This window comes from Sorangium sp. So ce117 (genome assembly GCF_051524395.1).
GTDB classification, from domain to species: Bacteria; Myxococcota_A; Polyangia; order Polyangiales; family Polyangiaceae; genus Sorangium; species Sorangium cellulosum_B.
This window is the reverse complement of record NZ_CP150309.1, coordinates 7407499-7432437: the sequence shown is the minus strand read 5'-3', so window position 1 is coordinate 7432437 and position 24939 is coordinate 7407499. Positions and strand designations below refer to the sequence as shown.

Sequence of the window (24939 nt, the reverse complement as noted above, 5' to 3'; positions counted from 1 at the left end):
CGGCAGGCACGATGAGGCACCCGCGTGGGCTGGATGGTTCCTGGACGATTGGACACGTCTGGCCATGGGTTCCAGGATTCCGCCGTTCCAGAAGTTCGCACGGACCCTCCGTGGCCATCGAGAGCTCCTGCTCAACTGGCTCCGCGCACGGAGCGCCTTCGCCCATGGCGCCACCGAGGGATTCAACAATAAAGCGAGGATTACGACCAGAAAAGCGTATGGGTTTCGGACCTACGAACACGCGGAGATCGCCCTCTACCACGCGCTCGGGAACCTGCCGGAGCCCGAATGGCTCACCCACAAATTTTTCTGAGGAGACAATTCCTTTTTCGCTGAAGTGCGAACAAGATGAGGGGATCTGTCAGGTTCCGAGGGGCCCGCGCCGCGAGGGCGGCGCGGCTCTGGCCGGCGTGCGCCGGCGCGGATCACTCGAGGTACGCGGCCAGGCCGAGCTTCTGATCGCGGACGGCGCCGGCCATGACCTTCGCGATCTGCTCCGCGCCGGAGCGCGAGAAGTGCGTGTGGTCATCGCAGAAGAACTCGCCTACGGGGCCGCTGGTCGTCGCGCTCACGTCGCCCCCGGGGACAGGGCAGAAGCCCAGGGTGTTGTAAAGCGCAATGCTGAGCTCGTGCAGGTCGATGACCGGCACGCCGTACTCCTTGCCCGCCTCGTGGGTCGCGGTCACGTAGCCGCCGCGCGTCCCCCGGGCCGTGCTCCCGTTGCAGGAGATCGCGCTCACGGGGGTCACGAACACGGGCTGGGCGCCTCGCTCCTCCGCGGCGCGGGCCATCATCCCGTAGCTCGACTTGAAGGCGTCGAGCCCCACGTGCCGATCGCACGTGCGCGAGCCGTCGTTGATGCCGAACTGGATGAACAGATAATCGCCCCGCTTCATGCCGTCGAGCATCTGGACCCACCTGGCCTGCAGCACGGGCTCGCCGCTCGAGTCGCGCGCGAGCTCACACTCCCCGGCGCTATCCATGGTGGTCTGCACGTTGTAGAGCCACGTCCGCACGCTGCGGCCGCCGACGGCGCTGTTCACCACGGTGACCCGGTCGTCGAAGAGCGCCGCGAGCTGGCCGCCCCAGCCCGCCGGGCAGGGGGTCTGCCCGTTGGCGACCGTCGAGTCCCCCGCGATCCAGATCGTGATGTCCTGCAGCGGCCCCGCGCCGCCCGCGCCGCCGTCGCCCGCGCCGCCGCTGCCGCTCGGCCCACCTGAAGATCCCGCCGAGCCTCCCGAGCCGGCGGGCGCCTCGCCCCCGGCCCCCGCGCCGCCCGTGGAGCCGGCCGAGATCGCGGTGCTGCTTGCGCTCGCGCTCGCGCTCGAGCTGCTCCCTTCCGGTTGCGAGCTCCCGCCCGCGCCGCCCGTCCCCCCGCTTCCGCCGGCGCCGCCCGCGGCCGCCTCCGGATCAGGGGAGCAGGCGGCGGTGAGCAGCGCGAGACAGCACACCCGGGCAAGCATCCGGCCGCGCGCGCGCACGGCCGATCGAACGTTCGAGTCCATGAACATGCCTTTCCTCCAGTCACGACACGAGCATCAGCCCATCCACGCCGGATGGCGCTGGCCCTTCGCCTCCCGGTCCCGCAGGCCGCCAGGGCACGCTCGGTCGAGGTGCCAGGCCGGCGGCACGACGGGCGCGCGCCGCTGCGGGCGCAGGGCGCGCCGCGAGCGGCAAGGCAACGCCGGCGAGGCGAGCGGCGGGAACGACGGGGGGCGAGCACGGCTCGCGTCACTGTGTCGGGAACGGCTCCCAACCAATCACGGACAGGAGTTTTTTTTCGGATCTGCGTGCCGGGGTGCGCTCCGGTGCACACTCATCGCAAATCTGAAGCGGTGGCAGAATCGAGGTCGACGCGAGCACCGGCGCGAGCGCGCTCGCCTGTCCACCCAGCGCACCGACGCCACGCTCGTGGAGAGGAGACGCGCGGCGGTTCGTTCACGACACACGGCGATGTCCGGCGACGGATTGGCCAGCTGGCTTGGCGACCGAGGCAATCACGGTGATGCAGGGCAGGGCAGGGCAGGGCAGGGCAGCGCAGCGGAGCGCAAGGAGCATGAGGGCGGAAGGTGGACGGAAATCCGTTGAACGGAGATGTGCTGTGGAGGGCATTACTATGCCGTTGACTGACACAAACTTTGTCACGTATGTTTATCAAGGGTGACGCTGATTGAGGGGTGGCGTCGCACCAGACGTGTAGACGTGTAGACGTGACCGATGGCACGGATCAGCCAGGCGCGCTCCTGTGCGCCCGCGAGGCAGCGGCGCGAGGCTCGGGCGCGCGATGGCCCCAGGGAGACGGCGCTTGTGTCAGTGTCTTTAAGAACTCATTTCAAGCTCTCCCACGGTCGAGGCGGCGGCGGCGTCGGCGCGATGGCGCAGAGAAGGGTTCGAGTGCTCCTCGCTCGCGGCGACGGGAGAGCCGCGCTGCGCGCGAGGGCCGAGGAGCGAGGAACAGCATGAACAGCTGGGATCCCCTGGGTGCGGCGGAGCAGGCCGCGGTCGCGGACGAGATCCTGTCCGTGCTGCGTCACGACCTGCGCAACCGCTTTGCGATCGTCCGGAATGCGTCGTTCTACATCAAGCGGAAGGTCGCGCGCGACGCGGCCTACACGGCGGATCCGAGGATCGAGGAGTTCTTCGGGATCATCGACGAGGAGGTGGTCGCGGCGAGCGCGCGGCTCGAGGAGTCGGTCGACGCCGCGAGGCTCTTCAACCGCAGGAGCGTGTGCGTGAGCGCGGCGGGCTGCGTGCGCCGCGCGGCGGCGTGCGCGCGCATCGGCGCGTCCGGGGCGCGCATCGTCCTCTCGGCTCAGGACGGCGACGTCGAGGCGGACCCGATCGAGCTCGCCGTCGCGGTGCGGTGCCTGATCGAGAGCGCCGTGGAGTCGACGCCCGGGGACGGCGTGGTCACGGTTCGGGGCACCTCGAGCGCCGCGCGGTACTGCATCGAGGTCACGGACGCGGCGATTGTCCCCTGCGAGGCGGACAGCGAGGCGATCCTGCGGCCGTTCTACACGACCAAGCCGGGTCACTCCGGCCTGGGGCTGAACATCGCGAGGCGGGTCGCCCGTCGCTACAGCGGGTCGCTCGCCGTCGAGCCTCGGGCGCACGGCTCGTCGGTCGTCATCGCGCTGCCGCTCGCCGCCGCGCCGGTGCTCCGCGACGGCGGATCGGAGCCGGCGCCGTGAGCGTGGGCGGTCCGCCCGCAGGGCGCGCGCCGGCGGCCCGGGAGCCAGCGGCCGGGCCCTCCGCGCGGCGGGCGCGCCCCCGGGCCTCGCTGGTCTCGCTCCTTGTCGCGTCGACGGCGGCCGCGCCCGCGGAGCTGGAGCGGACGGAGGCAGAGGACGAGGCGGCGCGGCCGCCGATCGAGGAGCTGTTCCTCGGCGAGACGGCCTTTCCGCAGGAGGCGCTCGAGCTGCAGATCACGAGCGCGCCGAGGTGGGAACGCGACGGGCGCCAGGTCGGCTTCCGCATCCCGCTGCTGCTGGAGCTCGGGATCACCGATCGCCTGCAGCTCGGGGGAGAGCTCCCCCTGGAGCTCGCGCGCCAGGACAGCGGCGTCGTGGCCGGGCTCGGCTCTGTCGAGCTGGAGGCCCTGTACAACCTCGTCAACGAGCGAGGGCTCGGGCTCGCGCTGTCCGCGGGGCTCGGGGCCGTGTTCCCCGCCGGCGCGCGCCAGCTCGGCGCGCCGGGTTACGCGCTGGAGCCGTTCGTGAGCCTCGACAAGGCGATCGGGCGCGTGCACGTGGGCATCTCCGCGTCGGCCGAGATCCGGCTCCCGGCCGCCGGGAGCGACGCCGCGGAGCTCAGCCCCGGCGCCTCGCTGGCTGTGATCCTGCCGCTCGGCGACGTGGTGCCGACCCTCGAGCTCGCCGCCGAGGTCGAAGACACGACGTCGCTGCTCCTCGCGCCCGGCGTGCTCTGGCACCCGGCGCCCGGCCTGGAGCTCGGCGCCGCGCTCGAGCTCGGCCTCGCGGGGGAGGCGCCCGACGCCGGGCTCATGCTCCTCGTCACGAGGGAGATCGAGCTCGCGGGCGACGGCGACGACCACGTGAAGCACGCAAGCAGGAGCCGCTCCCCATGAGCATTCGAGCCACACTGGCCGCCATCTTCGGCGTCGCGCTGGCGGCGGTCCTCGTCGCCGGCGGCGCCTTCTACTTCGCCATCGCGGAGATGCTCGTCTTTCAGCGGCGCGCCGAGGCGTCCTACGACGACCTGAAGCTGCACGTCACCCTCGCCAGCGACGCCAGCCGCTACATGAACGAGGCGGTCAAGTCGGTGCTCCACGGCAGCCTCAACGCGGAGCTCTCGAGCGCGGCCGAGGCCACGGCGCGCGATCTGGACGCCATCGAGGCGCGCAAGAGGGCGATGATCGCCGACGAGGAGATCAGGGAGAGCGACGAGGAGTCGACGGAGGAGATCGAGCACATCGGCTTCATGCGAGCGAGCTTTGCGCGGATCGTCGAAGGCGTGGCGGCCGCGACCCATGTCGAGCGCGAGCGCACGAACGAGCGGCACGAGATGCTCGTGCAGCTCTCCGACCGCGAGTACAAGTCGGAGTTCCTCCCGCACATCAGCGCGGCCGTGCACGACGCGGAGCGCGACGTGGCCAGGATCCTCGACGACGAGCGCCGCCTCCGGGCGCGGGTGGCGTTGCTCGGCGCGGTGGCGACCGGCGGCGCGCTGCTCGTCCTCGTCGTGCTGCTCGGGCGGCTCCTCCGCTCGGTGGACCGCGGCTTCAACTCGCTGCTCGACGGCTCCCGGCGGATCGCCCAGGGGGATCTCGGGCTGCGCCTCTCGGTGCTCGATGAGCACGAGTTCGGTCGCATGAGCGCGGCGTTCAACGAGATGGCCTCCAGCCTCCGCGACGCCCAGGAGGCCAGGATGCGCATGGAGAAGCTCGCCGCGGTGGGGCAGCTCGCGGCGAGCGTCGGGCACGACCTGAGGAACCCGCTGGGCGCCGTCCGGAACGCGAACCACTACCTCAAGAAGCGCCTCGCCGGGACCGAGCTCGGCGCGGAGCCCCGCGTGGCGCAGTTCCTCTCGATCATCGAGAAAGAGCTCGCGGCGTGCGCCAAGATCATCGGCAACCTGCTCGACTTCGCGCGCGAGCGGCGGCCGCGCTTCGCGGCGTGCGCGCTGAGGCCCCTCGTGGACGACGCCATCTCGGTCGTCGAGATCCCGCCGCGCGTGCGCGTCGACAACGACGTACCGGACACGCTCCCTGTCGTGGAGATCGACAAGGACCAGCTCCGGCAGGTGCTCGTGAACCTGATCCAGAACGCGGCCGAGGCGATCCCGGCCGAGCGCGAGGGGCGCGTGCGCATCGCCGCGGAGCGGACGGGCGACGGGGTGACGCTCTCGGTCGTCGACGACGGGACGGGCATCTCCGAGGAGACGCTCGCGCGGATCTTCGAGCCGCTGTTCAGCACCAAGCTGAAGGGGACGGGCCTCGGCCTGGCGATCAGCGCCGGGATCGTGGAGCGGCACGGCGGCACGATCGAGGCGACGAGCGCGCTCGGCAACGGCACGACCTTCGTCGTGCGGCTGCCGGTGCGCGAGGAGCTCGAGGCCGCCGAGCCAGCGCTGACGCCGACCGGGACTCAGGGCGTATGACGGGGGGGCAAGCCATGCAGGTGCAGGAGGCCGCGCAGCGGGGCAAGCGGGTGCTCGTGATCGACGACGAGGAGGGCATGCGCATCACGCTCGCCGCCAGCCTCGAGCTCGAGGGCTACGAGGTGGTGGAGGCGAGGGACGGCGTCCACGCGCTCGAGCTCGTCCGGCAGCAGGCGTTCACGCTGGTCATCAGCGACATCCGCATGCCCGGGCTCAACGGCGTCGAGACGTTCCGGGAGCTCAAGAGGATCCAGCCGGAGCTCACCGTCGTGCTGATGACCGCGTTCGCGCTCGAGCGGCTCATCGAGGAGGCGATCGCCGAGGGCGTGTACACGGTGATCCACAAGCCGTTCTCGATGGACCACCTCGCGCGCATCGTCGCTCGCGCGGTGGACTCGCCGGCCGTCCTCGTGGTGGACGACATCCCGAAGGTCGCCGACTCGATCGTGGCGGTGCTCCGGGCCGCGGGGCTGTCGGCCCACGCCGTCCACGATGGGCGGGCCGCCGTCCAGTACGTCGTCGAGCGGGGCATCGACGTCTGCGTGCTCGATCTCGTCATGCCCGATCAGGACGGCGTGACGACGTGCGCGCAGATGCGGGGGCTGAAGAAGCGCGTCACGGTGATCGCCATGACCGGCCACGCGGTCCCGGAGATGGTCAGCGCGATCATGACCAAGGGCGGGTACGCGTGCCTGCACAAGCCGTTCGACGCGCGCGAGCTCATCCACACGATCGCCCGCGCGCGCGGGGACGCGGCGCATGGATGACGGCGACGTCGCGCTGGCGTCGGCTCAGGTAGCGCTCGGCCAGCTGGCCAGCTCTGCCGCGCGCAGGTGCTGCTCCGCGGCGCGCGCGGGGTCGTCGCCCCGCGCGAAGTGGTCGGCCAGCACCCTCGGATCCTGCTCGCCGGCCTCGAGCAGCCACTCGCCGGCGAGCCGGTGGCCGAGCGCCCGGTCGCGATCCGTCAGCATCGCGTAGGCCCCCTCCCGCAAGAGCGGGTGGCAGAAGGCGATCTCCTCCTCGCCCGCGAACCGGGAGCTCGGCCGGCGCTCGATGATCTCGCGCTCGACCAGCTCGGCCCACGCGTCGCGCTCGCTCGTCCCCGACGTCCCGGCGCCGAGCAACGCGCGCACGCCGCCCACCCAGGCGACCTCCCCGAAGACGCTCGCCGCCCGCAGCTGCCGCCGCGCCTCGGGCCCGAGCGCCGCGAGGCGCGCCTCCGCCATGCCCAGCACCGTCTCCGGCAGCGCGCCGCCGCGCCCCTCCGAAAGGGCGCGGATGAGCTCTTCGAGATAGAAGGCATTGCCCCCGGCCCGCTGGATGAGCGCGGAGATCTCCTCGGGCGCGAGCTGCCTGCCCGCGCCGCCGAGCGCGCTCCGCACGAGCTGCTCGGCCGCGCGGGCAGGCAGCTCGCGCAACCGGAGCTCCGAGAGGCCCCGGTCGGCCCAGAGCCTCGGGAAGACCGCGTGAACCTCGGGCCGGGCGAAGGCGAGCAGCGCGTACGGCCGGTCGCCGAGCTCCCGCAGCGCCCGGTCGAAGATCCCCATCGAGGGCGCGTCCCCCCAGTGGAGATCCTCGAGCACGACGAGCACGGGGCGCGCGGCCGTCACGGCGCGCGCGTAGTCGAGGTACGCGCGCTGGATCCCCTCGGCCATCAGCGCCGGATTGTCCCGCGCGGCCCGCAGCGCCGGCAGGTCCTCGTCGGGGAGGGGGGTGACGCCGAGCAGCTCGCCCAGGAACCCGCCCACCCGTAGCCCTTCCTCGCCCGAGAAGAGCGGCGCGAGGGCCTGCGCGAGCTTCCGTCGCCGCGCGTCGACGCCCTCGCCCGCGGCGATCCCGAGCGCGGCCCGCAGCGATCCGGCGAGCATCGCGAACGCGGCGCCCGTGCCGATGGAGTCGCCGCGGGCGACGCTCAGGCTCACGTCGGGGTGGCGCTGGCGCAGCACCTCGACGGCCTCGTGGCGCAGGCGCGATTTGCCCATCCCCGCCGCGGCCGTCACCAGCGCCACCGCGGCGCGCCGCTCGGCGAAGCTCTCGTCGACGAGGTCGAGCAGGTGGCGCAGCTCCCGCTCGCGCCCGACGTGGGGGCTCGGCTTGCCCAGGAGCTTGCGCGGCCCCTCGCCGATCTCGCGCTCGGCCTTGAGCCAGGAGAGCCCGCCCCGCTCCACGACCTCGAAGCGCACGTCGAGCAGGGCGCGCGTCACCGCGTCGATGTGGACCCCCTCGCGCCGGCCCTCCGCGCGGCCGGGCGCGGCGGCCTCGTCCAGCAGGGCGGCCGCCCTGTCCAGCACCTCGCTGAGCGGCGATCGACCCGCCGGCTCGCCCCACCCCGTCACCAGCACGACCGCCGCGCCGGGGAGCTGCGCGCAGATCTCGATCGCGCAGCGCGCCACGAGCGCCGCCTGGTCGGTCGCGCTGCCCGCGCTCGCCACGAGCGTCACCACCATCCCGTCGCCGAGCTCCTCCACCTGCGCGCCCAGCGGCATGGCCGCGCGGCGCACCACGGCGAGCGTGTTCGGCGGTGACGCGTGCAGATCGAGCGACTCTGTCGACTCGAAGAACGAGGCCTGCGCCGGCCGGACCGCCACCATCGAGACCAGGCGCTTCTCGCCCGTGGTGATGACCGCGCCGGGAAGGGGGGCCGAGGACACCTTGCTCCTGTTCCACGCGCCGAGCGTGTCCAGGGTGCGCGCCACGGCCGCGCCGTCCTCGGGCCGCGCCGAGGGATCCTTGGCCAGCATCTGCGCGACGAGCTCGTCGAGCGCGTGGGGCACGTCGGGCCGCAGCTCCCTCGCCCTCGGCGGCTCCTCCAGGAGCAGCTTCCACACGAGCGCCATCGGGTGTTGCTTGCGGAACGCCGGCTTCCCGGTGAGGCACTCGTAGAGCACGCATCCGAGCGAGAAGATGTCCGCGCGCGCGTCCAGGTTGTCCCGCTCGCCCCGCGCCTGCTCCGGCGCCATGTAGCCCAGCGTGCCCAGCACCGCCTCCGTCCGCGTCAGCCGCTTCGAGGCGTCCGCCAGCTGCGCGATGCCGAAGTCGAGGAGCTTGACCCGATCGAGCGCGCCTTCGACCAGGAAGAGGTTGCTGGGCTTGATGTCGCGGTGCACGATCCCGCGCGCGTGCGCCGCGCCGAGCGCGTCTGCCACCGTCCTCACGAGGGCGATCGACTCGTCGATGCGCAGCTCCTGCCGCGCCAGCCGATCCGAGAGGCTCTCGCCGGAGAGCCACTCCATCGCGAGGTACAGCTCCCCCGTCGGCGCCATGCCGTGCGTCGCGTAGCGCACGATGTGGGGGTGCTCCAGCCGGGAGAGCGTCTCTGCCTCGCGGAGAAAGCGCGCCTGCGCGCGCGCGTCCGCCGCCTTGCGCAGCAGCTTGACGGCGACCACCGTCCCGCTCGAGCGATCGAAGGCCCGGTAAACCGTGCCCATGCCTCCGGATCCGGCGATCTCCGCCAGCTCGAAGCGGCCGTCCAGCAGCCTGCCAGGCAGCATGCGCGTGAAGGATGCACTCTCATTGGAGCGTGAGGCAAGGCGGACGAACGGTGCGAATGTGCCGTGGCACCTGCGCGGGGCGCGATGGCGGGCTCGGCCGGCCTGTCGGGAGGCTGCGTTGTCTCGATGCGTTATGTCGTCGGGTCGGCGCCCGATCCGCGCCGGAGCTGCTCCAGCAGGAGCGGCATCGCGCCGGTGCCGGCCGCGAGGAGGCGCTCGTCGAGCGTGGCCAGGCCGCAGCGGTACTCATAGACCCTGAGGTGCGCCTCGTTGTGGAAGTACCTGAGGTTCAGGCTGGCGCCCGTGGCGGCGTCGATATCCATGGCGACGATGCGGAACCCTGCTTTCAGCTTGGCGATGATCACCGCGTTGTTGCCAGGGGCGTGCTCGCTGACCACGTAGTCGAAGCCGAGCTCTCGCGTGTAGGCGAGGACCCGGCGGAGGAACTCCCGGTACAGGCCGCGCCGGCGGTAGTCGGGGTGAATGACCGAGTGCCACATGCGGTAGGTCTCCGCGTCCCGCTGGTGGCCCGAGAACATGGCCACGACCGCCTCGCCGTCGCGCACCGCCCAGAAGTCTGCGAGGCGGTGGGCTCCCTCCGACGCCGTGAGGCGGGCGCGGGCGCGCTCCCCCTCCTCGCCGGACAGCGCGCCGAGGTTGAAGAAGACCTCGGGCGGGAAATGGCGGAGCAGCTCGGCTCTGTGCAGCGCCCAGTAGGCCTCGCCGTCGGCGAGGCGCTCGAGCGGGTAGAGGCCTCCGAGCGGCTCGCCGAAGTGCTTCTGTCGAATCGGAACGACCCAGTCCCACGCGGTGCTCATGGATCGAGCCCTATCATGGCGGCTCGCTCCACCCCAAGAGGGCTGTTCGCGGAGGCGCACAGTCCGTTCAAAGGCCCGATCGCGGCGTGGGCCGCGCTGGACAGGAGCCGTTACGAAGCGCTGTCGCCGCGATCGAGCTCGAGCCGCATGGCGCAGCGCTGCGCCGGGTCGAGGCCCTGGCGCGCCTCGTTCTCGAGGATCTCCGCGAGCCGCGGGGACGCCTCGGCCGGCGACAGCTCGCGGAAGCCCATGGAGGCGTAGAACGGCCCGTTCCACGGGACGTTCCGGAAGGTGGTCAGGGTCAGCGCCTTCAGCCTCGCGGCCCGCGCCCACGCGATGACGTGGGCGAGCAGGCGTCGCCCCAGCCCTTGCCCCTGGCGGTCGAGGACGACCGCGATCTCGCGGATGTGGAGCTCCTCGCCGGCCGTCTCGGCGCCCAGGAACGCGATCGGCTCGCCGGCGCCGTCGTCGATCACCCAGAGCGTCCCGGCCTGGAGCGCGCCGCGCCAGCCCTCCGCCGGCGTCACGTTCGCCAGGGCCTCGAGGTCGAGGTCCGTCCTCCGGAACGCGAGGCCCGCCGAGCGCTCGATCTCGGGCAGGTGAGGCAGGTCGGGCTCGACGGCAGGTCGAATGAACGTTGATGTCATCGGGGTTGCGCAGGCTAGGCAGCCACGGGCGCCCCCGCAACCTCGGGGCGCGACGGGGCTCCGGGGGAAGGCGACCCCGGGGGGGGGCCGTCGGGGCCGCACGCCGCGGCGGCTCGGGCCGCCGCGGACGAAAGAGCGGCGTCGATTGAACGTTCCGCGAGCGTCCGGGAACTGAGGTCCATCCAGTCACGCAGCGGCGCCCCCGCGGAGGGAGGCCCGAGGCGTGCTCACAAGGAGCCACAGATGACGCTCGTCTCCTCGGCCCGCGCGGCGCGGGGCTCCGCGCCGCGATCCGCCCGGCGCCGGCTCGTGAAGCCGCTCCTCGGCCTCACGGTCTTCGCAGCGCTCTTCGTCGTGCTCGCGTGGCGGCTCGACAGGCCCTCTGTGGCCGCCGGGCCGCTCGACGCGGCGGCCGGGAACCCGCTCGGCCAGCTCTCCCGCGACGCCGCCGACCGCGCGCCCATCGCCGGCCTTGTCGAGGAGCGACTCCCGGCCGGCTCGTACACCTATGTCGCCGTGCGCACCGGCGAGAGCCTCACATGGGCTGTCACCGTCGGCGATGCGCCGCCGCCCGGCACCCCGGTGCAGGTGCGGAGCATGGGTCGCAAGGCGAATTTCCACTCACGCCGCCTCGCGCGGACGTTCCCGGACCTCGTCTTCGGGATCGTCTCGCGCGCTGACTGAGCCCCGGCAACGGACAGAGCCTCCGGCAACGGACAGAGCAGAGAGGACCATGACCATGACGACACGTGGATTCGACCAGATGCCGAGCGCGACGATCGCGCGATCCTCGGGCGCGCTCGCTGCCGCCGTCATCGCGGCGCTCGGCGCGATCCTGTCGGGGTGCAGCTCCGATTCCGGCGGGAAGACGACCGACACCCCCCTCCCCGAGTGCACGGGGGGCGTGCTCGAAGCCGATCTGGAGGCAGAGCCGCTGAGCGGGCCCGGCGTCGATCCGGAGACCGGGAAGCTCCGGCCGCCTCCGGAGGGGTCGTCGTACACGGTCAGCGCGACGTACGGGGTCCCACGGCCGGGCGACGCCGTGATGGAGCGATACGTGCCGATCTTCGGGGCGATCCAGGCGCAGCTCGCGTCGCAGCCCGGCCTCCTGGCCCTCCAGCTGGGCACGTCGCCGTCCTGCGGCTCCGGGCGCACGCTGGCCGTGTGGGCCTCGACCGACGCGATGTACGAGTTCGTCATGAGCCCGGCCCACCTCGCGGGGATCGACGCCGCGAACGAGCTGCTCGAGCCCACCTATGTCGTCACCCACTGGGAGACGGCCGAGGCAGATGGCATCACGCTGGCCGACTCGGTCCGTCGCATCCGGGAGATCGAGGCTCCGGCGCCATGAGCCGGCGCGGCGGCGGCCGCGCCCTGGGTGCGCCGGCGACGCCTGCGCCGGCGGGGCGTGCCCCCGGACTCAGCGGGCGGCCGCGCGCTGCGTGCTGAGGCGGCTCATGGCGTAGGCGAGCCCGCTCTGGAGCGTGCCTTGCGTGGTGATCCGGCCGAAGTCGATGCCCAGCCCGACCAGCGTCCTGGCGATCTCCGGGCCGATGCCCACCATCACGCTCCGGCAGCCGAGCAGCTCTGCCGCCTGCACGGCGCGCACCAGGTGGCGCGCCACGGCGGAGTCGATCACCGGCACGCCGGTGATGTCGAGGATCACGAACTCCGCGCGCCGCTGCCCGATGGCCGCGAGCAGGCTCTCCAGCGCCTGGGCCGCGCGCCGATCGCTCATCTCGCCGACCAGCGGGATGAGCAGGATCCCCTCCCAGACCTGGATGACCGGCATGGCCACCCGATCGAGCAGCTCGGCCTGCATCTGGATGATGGCGCGCTGCTCCCGGTTCTCGGCCGCCATCCGCTCGGCCTCCATGTGCCGCTGCTTCAGGTCGGTGATGTCCGTGATGAGCCCGCACAGGCCGATCACCTCCCCCTGCGCGTTCTTCATGGGGAACTTGCGGGTCCAGATCGTGCGCGCCACCCCGTCCGAGCCCGTGGCGCTCTCCTCGTTCTCGCTCGGCTCACCCGAGTTGAAGACGACGTCGTCGTAGCTCCAGAAGACCTCGGCCTGCTCCTTCGGCCAGTAGTCCGGATCGCTGCGGCCGATCAGATCGTCGTAGCGCTGCCCGATCAACCTGCAGAAGCCCGGGTTGCAGGCGATCCAGCGATGTTGCCGATCCTTGACGAAGATGGGATCCGGGATGGTGTCGATCACGAGCTGGAGCAGCCCGAAGGTCTTCCAGTCCGAGACGTCGATGCAGCGGAGTGTGAACGCCATTCAGCCAAGCCCATCTCCCCCGACCCCGACCAGTCTCCCTTTATCAGCCATCGTGGATGGCCATGCAAGGGCAGAAATGCGGCGGATCACCGCGGAGACCCGGAGACGTGTGCCCCGCTTCAGGGAGCGCCTGAGTGTGCCTCGCCTTGCTAACTACCGCTACATGATGACGCGAGGGTTCGACGGGAGGCGCGCGAACTCGATTTTACTTCGTCTGCGTCGTCTGCCTCGTCTGCTTCTGCGCTCGTCGCGCGGCCGAGGGGCGACTCTGCCGGCGTCCTCTCGCGCGGTCTCCTCGCCGGCAGCAAGCCGGAGGGGGCGGCGACCTCCGCGCCCACCTCCCGCGCTTCACCGGCGAGAACCGAGAGAAGAACCCCGGCGTGGCTCCGGCGTGACAGCGCGGCGCGGCAGCGACCTCGGCGCGCCCTCCCGGAGGTCCCCCGCGGCGTCGTCGACGAGATCGAGCTCTCCGTCCAGATTCGACCGCGAGGCGTGATCACTCGGGCACCGTCCGGGAATTCATCGGGGCCGTACGGCAGGCCTCCGCGCAAGCGAGGCCTCCACATATAGAACTCACCACCTCGCCGATTCATTCCCCGCATCCTGCACGAGGAAGATCGAGCGAGGCGCCCCGAGGCAGGTGTCCCTGCCCGCTGGGATGCCTTTGTCGAGGCACATTGGACCGCTGGGGGCCCCTGGAGTCCCGTCCCGCATGAAAATCGTCGATATCCGCGCCACCACCGTCACCGTGCCGCTAGAAGCGCCCCTGCGTCACGCCAACGGCTGTCACTGGGGCCGCTTCGTGCGCACGATCGTCGAGATCGAGGCGGATAACGGGCTGATCGGCCTCGGTGAGATGGGCGGCGGCGGCGAGTCGGCCGAGGCCGTGTTCCGGGCGATGAAGGGCTACCTCGTCGGCCACGACCCCGCCCGCCTCGAGGAGATGCGGTTCAAGATCGCGAACCCGACGGCCTCTCTTTATAACAACCGCACCCAGGTCCTCGCCGCGCTGGAGTTCGCGTGCCTCGACCTGCTCGGACAGGCCTTCGGCGTGCCGGTCCACGATCTCCTCGGCGGCAAGCTGCAGGACGAGGTGCCGTTCGCGTCCTATCTCTTCTTCCGCTACCCGAACGCCGACGGGTCAGGTGAGGTGCGGACGCCAGCGCAGCTCGTCGAGCTGGCGAAGGCGCTGAAGAAGACGCACGGGTTCACCTCGCACAAGCTCAAGGGCGGCGTGTTCCACCCGGACTACGAGCTCGAGTGTTACCGCGCGGTCGCCGCCGCCGTGGGCAAGGATCGCGTCCGCTTCGATCCGAACGCCGTCTGGTCGACGGAGCAGGGGATCCGCTTCGGGCAGGCGATCGAGGACCTGAACAACGACTACCTCGAGGACCCCGTCTTCGGCCTCCACGCGATGCGACGCACCCGCGAGAAGGTGCGGATGCCGCTCGCGACGAACACCGTGGTCGTGGGCTTCGAGCAGCTCGCCGCGAACGTCCTCGACACGGCTGTGGACGTCATCCTTCTCGACACGACGTTCTGGGGCGGCATCCGGCCGTGCGTGAAGGCGGCGGGGATCTGCGAGACGTTCGGCCTCGGCGTCGCCGTCCACTCCTCGGGCGAGCTCGGCGTGCAGCTCGCGACGATGCTGCACCTCGGCGCCGTCATCCCGAACCTCTCGTTCGCCGCCGACGCGCACTATCACCACCTGCGCGACGACGTGATCCAGGGAGGCCCGCTCCCGTACCGGAACGGCCGTATCCGCGTCCCCGCCGGTCCCGGCCTGGGCGTCCGCCTCGATCGCGAGAAGCTCGCTCACTACGCCGAGGAGTACCGCCGGCTGGGCTCTTATCCGTACGACAAGGACCCGCTGCGGCCGGCCTGGTGCGCGACCGTGCCGAACGACCGCTGGGCCGATCCGAAGGACGACCGAATCCCCGAGGTGCCGAGATGACCCTCGCCGAGCGCGTGGCCGCGGCCGTCGACGCCGCGCCCATCATCGATCTTCACACCCACCTCTTCGCGCCCCAGTTCCCCGCGCTGAACCTCTGGGGCGTCGACGAGCTCCTCACGTACCATTACCTCGTCGCCGAGGCCCTGCGCGCCGAGCCGAAGGTCACCCCCGAGGCGTTCTTCGCGCTCGACAAGAAGGCGCAGGCCGATCTCGTGTGGGCGTCGCTCTTCGTCCGCCGATCGCCGCTGTCCGAGGCCACCGCGGGCGTCGCGACGGTGCTCGCCGCGTTCGGGCTCGACCCCGCCGCGCCGGATCTTCGCGAGGCCCGCGCCTTCTTCGCCGAGCGCCGGGTCGAGGATCACCTCGAGGACGTGCTGCGGCTCTCGGGCGTGAGCGCGCTCGCGATGACGAACGATCCGACCGACCCGGCGGAGCGCGCGATCTGGGACTCGGGCGCCACGCCCGATCCCCGGTTTTACACGGCGCTGCGCCTCGATCGGCTCATCCACACGGACGATCTCGCGCCCGAGCTCGAGCGGTGGATCGCCCGCATGCGGCCGCGCTACCTGGCGATCTCGGTCAACGAGGTCTCCGCGCCGCCCCGGGCCGTGCTGGACGCGTGCCGCGACCACGGGCTGCCGTTCGCCATGATGATCGGCGTCCGGCGCGCGGTGAACCCCCGCCTCGGCGTGGCCGGCGACGGGGTGAGCACGGTCGACCTGACCCCGCTCGAGCGGCTCGCCGCGGAGAACCCCGACGTGCGCTTCCTCGTCACGACGCTCGCGCGCGAGAACACGCACCCTCTCTGCGTCGTGGCGCGCAAGTTCGCCAACGTCCTGCCGTTCGGCTGCTGGTGGTTCATGAACAACCCGAGCCTCATCGAGGAGACGACGATGATGCGCCTGGAGATGCTCGGGCCGACCTTCGTGCCGCAGCACTCCGACGCGCGCGTCCTCGATCAGCTGATCTACAAGTGGCGCCACTCGCGGCGATCGATCGCTTCAGCGCTGACCCGGCGCTACGGGGCGATGCCCGTCCCGCCGACCGACGCGCAGATCGAGCGCGACGCGCAGGCGCTCCTCGGGGGCATCGCGAAGGACTGGCTGGGAGCATGACGAATCGCTTCGACATCTCGGGCCGCACGGCCGTCGTGGTCGGTGGCACCTCCGGTATCGGGCGCGCGATCGCCCTCGGGCTCGCCGAGGCGGGCGCCCACACCGTCGCCACGGGCACCCGCGCGGACCGCGTGCAGGCGGTCGCCGCCGAGATCCGCGAGCGGGGCGTCCGCTCGATCGAGGCGGCGTGCGACGTCAGCGATCGCGCGACGCTCGACGCCCTGCGCGACCGCGTGATCGAGGCGTTCGGCGGCGTCGACATCCTCGTCAACTGCGCCGGTCGGACCTTCCGGAAGCCCACCGCCGAGGTCGGAGAGGCCGAGTGGGGCAGCCTGCTCGACACGAACGTCACTGGCATGCTGCGCGCCTGCCAGGCCTTCCATGGACCGTTGAAGGACAGCGGCCGGGGCCGCATCGTCAACATCGCCTCGCTGTCGAGCTTCGTCGCGTTCCACGAGGTCGCGGCCTACGGGGCGTCGAAGGCGGCGGTGCTGGCGCTCACCCGGAGCCTCGGCGCCGAGTGGGCGAAGCACGGTATCCGGACGAACGCGCTCGTGCCGGGCGTGTTCGTGACGGACCTCAACCGCGCCCTGCTCAACGGCACAGGGCGCGGGCAGGAGCTGCTCGCTCGCACGCCCCTCGGCCGCTTCGGCGACACGCAGGAGCTGGTCGGAGCGGCCCTCTTTCTCTGCTCTGACGCGGTGAGCTTCATCACCGGTACGAGCATCACAGTCGACGGTGGATTCCTCGCCTCCGGGGTGAACCAATGACCGCAGCGTCTCCCGTGGCCCCGGCGACCGCCGGCGTCATGTCCCGCACGCGCTGGACCATCTGCGCGCTCCTCTTCTTCGCGACGACGATCAACTACCTCGATCGGCAGCTGTTCTCCCTGCTGATACCGTTCTTCGAGAACGAGCTGCGCCTCGGGCCGACGGACCTCGCGCTCATCAACGTGAGCTTCCTGCTCTCCTACGGCTTCGGCATGGTGTTCGTCGGTCGCTGGATCGACCGCGTCGGGCCGCGCAAGGGGCTCAGCGCGACGTTCCTGCTCTGGAACATCGCCTCGGCCGGCCACGCCATCGTCGGCAGCTTCGCCGGCTTCGCCGGGATCCGCTTCCTGCTCGGGGTCGGCGAGGCCGGCAACTTCCCGGCCGCCGTCCGCACCGTGGCCGAGTGGTTCCCCAAGAAGGAGAGGGCGCTCGCGACCGGGCTGTTCAACTGCGGCTCGAACGTCGGCGCCATCCTGGCCCCGCTCCTGGCGGTGCGCATCGCGGAGGCGTACGGATGGCGGACCTGCTTCCTCATCCTGGGCGGCGTCGGCGTCGTGTGGATCTTCTTCTGGACGCGCCTCTACCGGCGGCCCGAGGAGCACCCGAAGGTGTCGCCCGAGGAGCTCGCGCACATCCGCTCCGACCCGAAGGAAGCGACTGAGTCCCTCGGCGTCGGCGAGGTGTTCGGGATGCGGCCCGTCTACGCGGTCGCGGCGGCGAAGTTCTTCACCGACGCGCCGTGGTGGTTCTACCTCACCTGGCTACCGAAGTTCCTTGTCAGCGAGTTCAACCTGAAGCCGGCCTTCATGGCCTACGCCATCCCGGTCGTGTTCCTCGTGGCGGACGGCGGCGCGATCGGCGGCGGCTGGCTGTCCTCCAGGCTCATCGCGAGCGGCCGCTCGGTCGGCACGGCGCGGAAGCTCGCGATGCTCGCGTGTGCGCTCTCCGCGGTGCCCGTCATGTCCGTCGGGCTCCTCGTCGATGTCCCGAGCGTCGCGGGCATCCCCACGATCTACGTCGCGGTCGCGATCCTGTCGCTCGCCGCGGCAGCGCACCAGGGCTGGAGCAGCAACCTCTACACGCTCGTCTCGGATGCCCTCCCGCGCCCCGCGATGGCCACGGTGGTCGGCGTCATGACCGCGTTCGGCGTCGTCGGCGGGGCGCTCTTCCAGATCTTCGTCGGCTGGGCGCTCACGGCCACGGGCTCGTACGCCCTGCCGTTCCTGCTCGCGGGGACGCTGTACCTCGTCGGCCTGCTCGCGCTGCACCTCATCCTGCCGCGCGTCGAGCCGGTCGCGCCGAAGCGGCGCGTGCCGAACGCGGCGATCGTCGCCGGCGGCCTGGTGATGCTCGCCAGCATCGCGGGGCTGCAATTCGCCCTCAACCGTCCTGCGTACACCTCGGTCGACCAGTACCGGGCGACGCGGCCGGCCCAGCTGAAAGCGACGGGCGCGCCGGTCGAGGGCCCCGCCGCGCACGTGGGCTGGATGGACGCGCGCTGGTACCTCTGGCCGACGGCCGCGGGGACCAAGGCGGAGCTCGTCAAGTTCGACCGCGATGGGCGACCCATCGTCGAGGGGAAGGGCGCCGCCGCCAAGGGCTACACGGGCCCGTCCGCCGCGGAGGTCGAGTCGTCCCGCGCGCCAGGAGGCGATCGGTAATCACCGCCATCGGCGCGCCGCATCGCATCTCCGCGATGGCGGCGCCCCCTTGAACCCTGCTTGTCCACCAGCTCTTCCGCCACGCGGCCTGCGCCACTGCAAGGTATCCATGTCCTTCACGCTCCGTGATCCTTCCACCTGCCGCTGGGATCTCGTGTCCCTCGGCGAGGTCATGCTGCGCCTCGATCCCGGCGACGGGCGGATCTCCACAGCCCGCAGCTTCCAGGCCTGGGAGGGAGGCGGCGAGTACAACGTCGCCCGCGGCATGCGCCGCTGTTTCCGGCTCAGGTCGGCCATCGTGACCGCCCTCGCGGACAACCCCGTCGGCCGCCTGCTCGAAGATCTGATGCTGCAGGGCGGCGTGGATCTCACGCACGTTCGCTGGGCGACGCACGACGGCGTGGGGCGCCTCGTGCGCAACGGCCTGAACTTCACCGAGCGGGGCTTCGGCATTCGCGGGGCGGTCGGCCTCTCGGACCGTGGCCACACGGCCGCGTCTCAGCTGAAGCCCGGCGAGATCGACTGGGATACGATCTTCGGCGCCCAGGGGGCGCGGTGGTTCCATACCGGCGGTATCTTCGCCGCGCTCTCCGAGACCACGCCTTCCGTCGCGAAGGAGGCGATGGAGGCGGCCAGGCGGCACGGCGTCGTCATCTCCTACGATCTCAACTACCGCCCGTCGCTCTGGAAGTCGATCGGTGGTCAGGCCCGCGCGCAGGAGGTCAATCGAGCGCTCGCGCCGTACGTCGATGTGATGCTGGGCAACGAGGAGGATTTCACGGCTGCCCTGGGCTTCGAGGTCGAGGGCGTCGACGAGGGGCACGCCAACCTGCGTGTCGGCGCGTTCGAGAGCATGATCGAGCGCGTCATCGGGGTGTTTCCGAACATCCGGGCGGTGGCGACGACGCTCCGTGTGGCGACCTCGGCGACGCGCAACGACTGGAGCGCGGTGCTGTACCACGGCGGCCAGCTCTACAAGGCGCCCGAGCGCAAGGACCTGGAGATCTTCGATCGCGTGGGCGGCGGCGACTCGTTCGCCTCGGGGCTCATCTACGGCTTCTTGATGGGCAAGGGGCCGCAGTGGGCGGTCGATTGCGGCGCGGCGCACGGGGCGCTCGCGATGACGACGCCCGGCGACACGACGATGGCGACCCTCGACGAGGTGCTCAAGGCGATGAAGCTGGGCACGGCCCGGGTGGACCGATGAACAAGCAATCGGTGCTCGAGTGGATCGCGCGCGGGCGCATCGTCCCTGTGGTGCGCGCCGGCTCGGCCGACGAGGCGCTGCAGGCGGTCGAGGCCCTCCTCGAGGGGGGGATCGACGTGCTCGAGATCACGATGACCGTGCCCGGCGCGGTCGAGGTCGTGCGCGAGGTCGCCGCGCGCCACGGCGATCGGGCGCTCGTGGGCGCGGGCACGGTGCTCGACGCCCGCACCGCCGAGGCCTGTGTCGAGGCCGGGGCGCGCTTCGTGGTCAGCCCTGCGCTCGACGAGGCGACGGTGAGGGCGTGCGTCGCGATGAACGTCGTCCACGCTCCCGGCGCGCTCACGCCCACCGAGGTCGTGGCGGCGCACCGTGCGGGCGGAGACGTCGTGAAGGTGTTCCCGTGCGACGCCCTCGGCGGCGCCTCGTACCTCAAGGCGCTCAAGGCGCCGCTGCCCCATATCCCGCTCATGCCCACGGGCGGCGTGACGCTGGAGAACGTGGGCGCCTTCTTCGCGGCGGGCGCGGTGGCGGTCGGCGTCGGCGGCAACCTCGTGGATCTCAAGCTCCTGCGTGACGGGCGGCGCGACGAGCTCGTCGCCCGCGCCCGCGCGTTCTGCGACGCGGGCCGCGCATCTTGAGGAATCGCGCAGGCGGCGCGAACGCCGTTTGCCGCCTCGACGCCGGCTGATCCGCCGGGGAGGCGGCTGCGGCGCCCGGGCCGCGATCTGCGCGGTGCGACGTGAAACTTCGTTGAACTCACCATTGCGGCGTTTGCAGGGGATTCCTGGCGCCATGGATAACCCAGGGGCTTCGAACATGAATCAATCGAAGGTTGCGAACCTAGTCGGTGCGTCGATTTTCTTCGTGGCGGCGGTCGCGCACGCCCAGACTCCCCCGCCGGCGCCGGACACGGCCGCTCCGCAGGCCGCTGCGCCGGCCACGGCGACGGACGCGCAGGCGCCGGCCACGCCGCCTGCGGACGTGGCTGCTCCGGCGGCGCCGCCGGCGGAGGCCGTCAAGCCGGCCTCCAAGGATCCTGTTCCGGTGACCTCCAAGTGGAAGGCCACGATCTACGGGATGGCGGAGTTCGACATCATGCACGACACCACCGAGAGCTTCGGGGAGTCGGTGGGGGCCACGGTCATCCAGCGCGAGGACACCTACGCCGGCTCGCACGGCCGCACGCACTTCACGGCGCGGAACTCCAGGTTCGGCGTCAGGGTGAACGCGCCCGAGGTGTCCGGGATCAAGACCACGGCCGTGCTGGAGCTCGACTTCTTCGGCAATCAGCCGCCCACCGTCTCCGAGGCCTCGCTGGTGAGCAGCGGCACCTTCCGCTTGCGTCAGGCCCACATCAAGGTCGAGTCGGACTACGTCGACCTGCTGATTGGACAGGGCTATCACCTGTTCGGGTGGCAGCCGTTCTTCTTCCCGGCCACGACGTCCTTCTTCCCGGTGATGAACCAGGTCTTCGGGAGGATGCCGCAGCTGCGCGTCGGCCACAACTTCAAGTCGGACGCCGCCAACGTGGAGATCGCCGCTGCCGTCCTCAAGCCGCCGCAGCGCGACTCCGAGGTGCCGGACATGCAGGCGGGGTTGCGCATCGGCGTCAACGGCTGGAAGGGAATCCACACGCTCGGCGCCGGCGGGATGTTGCACGACCCGCTGTCGATCGGCGTCTCGGGCGTGTTCCGCCACCTCAGGGTCAACGAGCACTCCGCGACCCCGCGCGAGCTGCGCTCGGCCAACGGCTACGGGCTCTCGGTCGACGCGATGATCCCGATCATCCCGGCCAAGGCGCTGGACGACGCCGGGAACGCGCTGACGTTGACTGGCTCGTTCTTCTCTGGCACGGGCATCGCGGACATCGTCGGCGTCGCGAGCAACGTGCCGCACCCGCCGCTCCCTGAGGAGGGAGCTGTCTATACGCCGAACATCGACAACGGCCTCGTCGTGTACGACGCGAACAACAGGCTGAAGACGATCGGCTGGACAGGGTTCATGGTCGGGCTCCAGTACTATCTGCCGCCCTCGGGGCGCTTCTCCGTCTCCGGCAACTTCACCCAGGGCTCGAACGACCGGGTGACCGCGGAGAACGGCTACGGCGCGCTCCGCACGGCCTACCACAAGTCGCGCTACATCGACGGCAACCTGTTCGCCGACATCACGCCGGCCATCCGCGCGGGCCTCTCGTTCCAGTACTCGGAGCAGACCTTCGCGGACGACGTGACCGCGACCAACGAGCGCATCAAGCTGTCCCTCTACAGCTTCTTCTGAGCGACGGCGGCGGGCGACCCGGGTCGCGTTGGATCCGCACGCTCTCGCGCGACGCCTTCGTGAGCCAGGTCGCGGAGGCGTCGCGCGCGCCGCTCGACCCCGATCGCGTCGCCTCGACGTCGCGCCACCGGCGCATAGCGACGCCGGAGCGCCATTGCAACGAATGGCTTGACTTCCGCGACATGGTAGCCGAAGGGGGAGGTGCATGAGTACTGTACATTTTGTGGGCGGCGAGAAAGGTGGCGTCGGCAAGAGCGTGGTCGCTCGGCTGCTGGCGCAGCTATTCATCGACCGAGCGCTTCCGTTCGTGGCGCTCGATGCGGATCTGTCGCATGGCGCGCTCCGCCGTTACTACGCGGACTACACGCAGCGCGTGGATCTCGATCAGCTCGATAGCGCCGATCAGATCCTGGACAGCGCGCTCGGCGGCGATCGCGTGGTCCTCGTCGACCTGCCTGCGCAGAGCCACCGGGCGCTCGAGCGCTGGATCGAGTCGACCGACGTCCTCAACTACGCGCGGGAAATGGGCGTCCAGCTCGTGTCCTGGCACGTCACCGACGGCGGCTTCGATTCGGTGTCCCACCTCGAGCAGGTCCTCGCGGCGCCGGGCGACGGGCTGCAGCATATCGTGGTGAAGAACCAAGGTCGCTCGAGGGACTTCAGCCAGCTCGACGCGTCTCCCGCGTACCAACGCCTGCTCGAACGCGGCGGGCAAATCGTGACATTGCCCGAGCTCGACTCGTCGGTGATGTACAAGATCGACCGTTTCGGTTCGAGCTTCTGGGCCGCCATCAACACGAGCGAGGGGCCGCAAGCGCTGTCCGTCCTGGAGCGTCGCCGCGCCAAGCTCTGGTTGGAACGCGCGCAGGCTGCGCTGGTGGCAGCGGGCAACTGGCGGCCAGCGACGGAACACGCCTCTGCCGTGGTCGTGCCGCAACATCCCGAGTCGGCGCAACAGCAGCTCGAATCGGCCGCGAGCAACGAGCGGGTCACGACCTGACCAAGGCGCCGGGGCTTGCTCCCGCGCGCGAGATTGCTTCGGATCGCACGCTCGGAAGCGTACACTCGGCTCCGACCCATCATGGACGCCGCCTCCACGACGTACGAGGTCTTCGCCGCTGCGCAGTGGGGTTGCCTGCGCGCGGCCACGCCGCTCACCCTCACCGAGGCCGACCTCGTGGTCTTGCGGGGCCTCAATGATCGGCTCTCGCTCGACGAGGTCGCGACGATTTACTTGCCGCTCTCGCGGCTGCTCAACCTGCACGTAGGCGCGGCGCAGCAGCTCCGCCGCGTGAAGGACACCTTCCTTGGCCGCCCCATTGCGCGGCGGCCTTTCGTGATCGGCATTGCCGGGTCGGTCGCGGTGGGCAAGAGCACGACCGCGCGCGTGCTGCAAGCGCTGCTCGCGCGATGGCCTGACCACCCGCGGGTGGACCTGGTGACCACCGACGGCTTCCTGTACCCCAACGCGGTGCTCGCCTCGCGCGGCGGCCTGCACCGCAAGGGGTTTCCCGAGAGCTACGATCTCGGGCGGCTGGTGAAGTTCCTCGCCGACCTCGAGGCGGGGGTCGAAGCGATCGACGTGCCGGTCTACTCGCACGCCACCTACGACGTGATCGCCGGGAAGGTGCAGACCGTGAGGCAGCCCGACGTCGTGATCCTCGAGGGCCTGAACGTGCTGCAGGGCCCCGACCGCGCCGCGGCGATCGCCGTCAGCGACTTCTTCGACATCGGGATCTATGTCCACGCGGACGAGGCCGACATCGAGCGATGGTACATCGAGCGCTTCTTCGCGCTGCGGGCCACGGCCTTTCGTGACCCCTCCTCGTATTTCCACCGTTATGCGGCGATGGGGGACGACGAGGCGCGCGCCTTCGCGTTGCAGGTCTGGCGCACGATCAACGGTCCCAACCTGACCGAGAACATCCTGCCGACGCGGGCACGCGCTGACGTCGTGCTGGAGAAGGGGCCCGATCACGCCGTGCGCGCCGTATGGCTCCGCCGGCTCTGATGTAGAGGTTCACGGCCGGCGCAGAGCGTCTGTCGTGTCCAGGTCCACGCGCTTTCGGTCGGTGGCGTCTTGACACCGCTGTCGACGACGACGGCCGTGAACTGTTGTATGCTGCTGTCATGGACTGGAAAGAGAGCTGTCGCTCCCGCCTCCGCGAGCACGTCGACCAGCACGGCGACATCGCTCCTCCGTGGGAGCGCTTCCCCGACTACGAGCGCTACACGATCGGATGGCGCATGGGCTCCGGTGAAGACTGGTTGGGGATGTGGGGCGTCTTTCTCGAACAGCTCGCGCCGGACCGCGAAACACGCATCGCCTACCTGCGACGCCACCCTCCCGCGCCGATCACCTGGGCAGAGGCCGTTCACAAGGTCTTGCACCCGACGGAGGAACGGGCAGATGACGAGGACGGCGACGAGGAGGACGGCGACGAGGAGGACCCGAGCGCGGCGGCCTCGCGTCGATCGGCGCTCCTGGAGCAGGGGTTCATCGCGGTCGACGTCTCCTTCACCATCTGGCTCAGCCAGCAGGACGGCGTGCGTTGGCCGTGGGAATCGTACGAGACGCCCGAGAAGGCGGCTCGCTACAACACCCGCGAGCTCTGGTTCTGGTCGCGCCAGGTCGCCGAGCTCCGGAAACGCGACGGGTGGACGCCTCCCGCCGTACCGGAGGGTTGGCGAGCGTGCGCCACGGCGCTCGCGAGCGGCGACGCAGATCCGATCGCGCCTCGCGACGGGCTCCTTTCGCTGGCGCGACTGCTCTGCGCCGGGCACGTCAAGGCGCCCTGGCAGCTCGGCTTGGAGCTCGCCGACTTCGCCGATTCGTTCGAGGACGACATGGGTTATGTCGACGCGTTTCGCCTGTGGGGAATGTCCGCCTTCGACGACGCCCACCAGCTGCGTCGCTACCTCGAGGCCACCCGAGCGCCGCCGGGCTGGGAAGCCTGGATCGCGGAACAATTCCCCGTGGATTGAGCGGCGGAACCGGTCTGGCCGGCTCGACCTGGGCCCGCCGATCTGACAAATCCCCTCATCGCGCTGTCACTTCAGCGGAAAATTGAACAGAGAGGCGGGAGGCCGGGAGACTGG

Annotated in this window: 21 protein-coding genes and 1 pseudogene; 17 read left to right on the top strand and 5 right to left on the bottom strand. The window is 70.9% G+C overall.

The window, feature by feature from the left end:
• Nucleotides 1-16 precede the first annotated feature (16 nt).
• A pseudogene (locus tag WMF46_RS27765) lies at nucleotides 17-313 on the top strand (transposase); the annotation flags it as partial.
• A 112-nt stretch (nucleotides 314-425) separates the two neighbouring features.
• On the opposite strand, the gene WMF46_RS27760 reads toward WMF46_RS27765, so the two are convergent.
• Nucleotides 426-1505 (bottom strand): GDSL-type esterase/lipase family protein, encoded by a 1080-nt coding sequence (locus WMF46_RS27760; RefSeq protein ID WP_437979956.1) that lies wholly within the window; start codon nucleotides 1503-1505, stop codon nucleotides 426-428.
• Nucleotides 1506-2459: 954 nt separating this feature from the next.
• Between WMF46_RS27760 and WMF46_RS27755 the strand changes: the two genes are divergently transcribed.
• Genes WMF46_RS27755 through WMF46_RS27740 form a run of 4 tightly spaced genes read left to right on the top strand, consistent with a single transcriptional unit; the run spans nucleotide 2460 to nucleotide 6386 of the window.
• Complete coding sequence (locus WMF46_RS27755) at nucleotides 2460-3191, top strand: sensor histidine kinase (protein WP_437979955.1); 732 nt, start codon at nucleotides 2460-2462, stop codon at nucleotides 3189-3191.
• A complete protein-coding gene (locus tag WMF46_RS27750) occupies nucleotides 3188-4087 on the top strand; it encodes a hypothetical protein (RefSeq protein WP_437979954.1) in 900 nt (299 codons plus the stop codon). The genes WMF46_RS27755 and WMF46_RS27750 overlap by 4 nt, the downstream gene beginning before the upstream one ends.
• Complete coding sequence (locus tag WMF46_RS27745; RefSeq protein WP_437979953.1) at nucleotides 4084-5619, top strand: sensor histidine kinase; 1536 nt, start codon at nucleotides 4084-4086, stop codon at nucleotides 5617-5619. Before WMF46_RS27750 ends, WMF46_RS27745 begins: the two co-directional genes overlap by 4 nt.
• A gap of 14 nt (nucleotides 5620-5633) precedes the next feature.
• A complete protein-coding gene (locus WMF46_RS27740) occupies nucleotides 5634-6386 on the top strand; it encodes a response regulator (protein WP_437979952.1) in 753 nt (250 codons plus the stop codon).
• Between the two features lie 24 nt (nucleotides 6387-6410).
• Here the strand turns inward: WMF46_RS27740 and WMF46_RS27735 are convergent, their stop codons facing one another.
• The 3 genes from WMF46_RS27735 to WMF46_RS27725 form a co-directional block, all read right to left on the bottom strand.
• Nucleotides 6411-9110, bottom strand: a complete 2700-nt coding sequence (locus WMF46_RS27735) for a protein kinase domain-containing protein (protein ID WP_437979951.1) — start codon at nucleotides 9108-9110, stop codon at nucleotides 6411-6413.
• Nucleotides 9111-9241: 131 nt separating this feature from the next.
• Complete coding sequence (locus WMF46_RS27730; RefSeq protein ID WP_437979950.1) at nucleotides 9242-9928, bottom strand: GNAT family N-acetyltransferase; 687 nt, start codon at nucleotides 9926-9928, stop codon at nucleotides 9242-9244.
• Between the two features lie 110 nt (nucleotides 9929-10038).
• On the bottom strand, nucleotides 10039-10575 hold the full coding sequence (locus tag WMF46_RS27725; RefSeq protein WP_437979949.1) for a GNAT family N-acetyltransferase: 537 nt from the start codon (nucleotides 10573-10575) through the stop codon (nucleotides 10039-10041).
• A 243-nt stretch (nucleotides 10576-10818) separates the two neighbouring features.
• Between WMF46_RS27725 and WMF46_RS27720 the strand changes: the two genes are divergently transcribed.
• Together WMF46_RS27720 and WMF46_RS27715 are read left to right on the top strand one after the other, a co-directional pair.
• Nucleotides 10819-11259, top strand: a complete 441-nt coding sequence (locus WMF46_RS27720) for a hypothetical protein (protein WP_437979948.1) — start codon at nucleotides 10819-10821, stop codon at nucleotides 11257-11259.
• Nucleotides 11260-11314: 55 nt separating this feature from the next.
• A complete protein-coding gene (locus WMF46_RS27715) occupies nucleotides 11315-11926 on the top strand; it encodes an antibiotic biosynthesis monooxygenase family protein (protein ID WP_437979947.1) in 612 nt (203 codons plus the stop codon).
• Nucleotides 11927-11995: 69 nt separating this feature from the next.
• Here WMF46_RS27715 and WMF46_RS27710 read toward each other — a convergent pair whose 3' ends face one another.
• The gene (locus WMF46_RS27710; RefSeq protein WP_437979946.1) at nucleotides 11996-12856 is read right to left on the bottom strand and encodes a PAS domain-containing protein; all 861 of its coding nucleotides are present in this window, start codon (nucleotides 12854-12856) and stop codon (nucleotides 11996-11998) included.
• A 712-nt stretch (nucleotides 12857-13568) separates the two neighbouring features.
• On the opposite strand from WMF46_RS27710, the gene WMF46_RS27705 reads away from it, so the two are divergent.
• From WMF46_RS27705 to WMF46_RS27660, 10 genes are all read left to right on the top strand, one after another.
• Complete coding sequence (locus tag WMF46_RS27705; protein WP_437979945.1) at nucleotides 13569-14810, top strand: enolase C-terminal domain-like protein; 1242 nt, start codon at nucleotides 13569-13571, stop codon at nucleotides 14808-14810.
• Complete coding sequence (locus tag WMF46_RS27700) at nucleotides 14807-15925, top strand: hypothetical protein (protein WP_437979944.1); 1119 nt, start codon at nucleotides 14807-14809, stop codon at nucleotides 15923-15925. Before WMF46_RS27705 ends, WMF46_RS27700 begins: the two co-directional genes overlap by 4 nt.
• Nucleotides 15922-16695: an SDR family NAD(P)-dependent oxidoreductase gene (locus tag WMF46_RS27695; RefSeq protein ID WP_437979943.1), complete on the top strand. Its 774-nt coding sequence runs from the start codon at nucleotides 15922-15924 to the stop codon at nucleotides 16693-16695. Before WMF46_RS27700 ends, WMF46_RS27695 begins: the two co-directional genes overlap by 4 nt.
• Nucleotides 16692-18356, top strand: a complete 1665-nt coding sequence (locus tag WMF46_RS27690; protein WP_437979942.1) for an MFS transporter — start codon at nucleotides 16692-16694, stop codon at nucleotides 18354-18356. Before WMF46_RS27695 ends, WMF46_RS27690 begins: the two co-directional genes overlap by 4 nt.
• A 109-nt stretch (nucleotides 18357-18465) precedes the next feature.
• Nucleotides 18466-19563 (top strand): PfkB family carbohydrate kinase, encoded by a 1098-nt coding sequence (locus WMF46_RS27685; protein ID WP_437979941.1) that lies wholly within the window; start codon nucleotides 18466-18468, stop codon nucleotides 19561-19563.
• Nucleotides 19560-20201 carry a bifunctional 4-hydroxy-2-oxoglutarate aldolase/2-dehydro-3-deoxy-phosphogluconate aldolase gene (locus WMF46_RS27680; protein ID WP_437541758.1) on the top strand — a complete coding sequence of 214 codons (642 nt, stop codon included), beginning with the start codon at nucleotides 19560-19562 and terminating at the stop codon, nucleotides 20199-20201. The genes WMF46_RS27685 and WMF46_RS27680 overlap by 4 nt, the downstream gene beginning before the upstream one ends.
• A 178-nt stretch (nucleotides 20202-20379) precedes the next feature.
• Nucleotides 20380-21840: a hypothetical protein gene (locus WMF46_RS27675; protein ID WP_437979940.1), complete on the top strand. Its 1461-nt coding sequence runs from the start codon at nucleotides 20380-20382 to the stop codon at nucleotides 21838-21840.
• A gap of 205 nt (nucleotides 21841-22045) precedes the next feature.
• Nucleotides 22046-22840: a mobilization protein gene (locus WMF46_RS27670; protein ID WP_437979939.1), complete on the top strand. Its 795-nt coding sequence runs from the start codon at nucleotides 22046-22048 to the stop codon at nucleotides 22838-22840.
• A gap of 81 nt (nucleotides 22841-22921) precedes the next feature.
• Nucleotides 22922-23851, top strand: coding sequence for a type I pantothenate kinase (coaA, locus tag WMF46_RS27665; RefSeq protein ID WP_437979938.1), 930 nt, complete (start codon nucleotides 22922-22924; stop codon nucleotides 23849-23851).
• A gap of 119 nt (nucleotides 23852-23970) precedes the next feature.
• The gene (locus WMF46_RS27660; protein WP_437979937.1) at nucleotides 23971-24825 is read left to right on the top strand and encodes a hypothetical protein; all 855 of its coding nucleotides are present in this window, start codon (nucleotides 23971-23973) and stop codon (nucleotides 24823-24825) included.
• The last annotated feature ends 114 nt before the right edge of the window (nucleotides 24826-24939 follow it).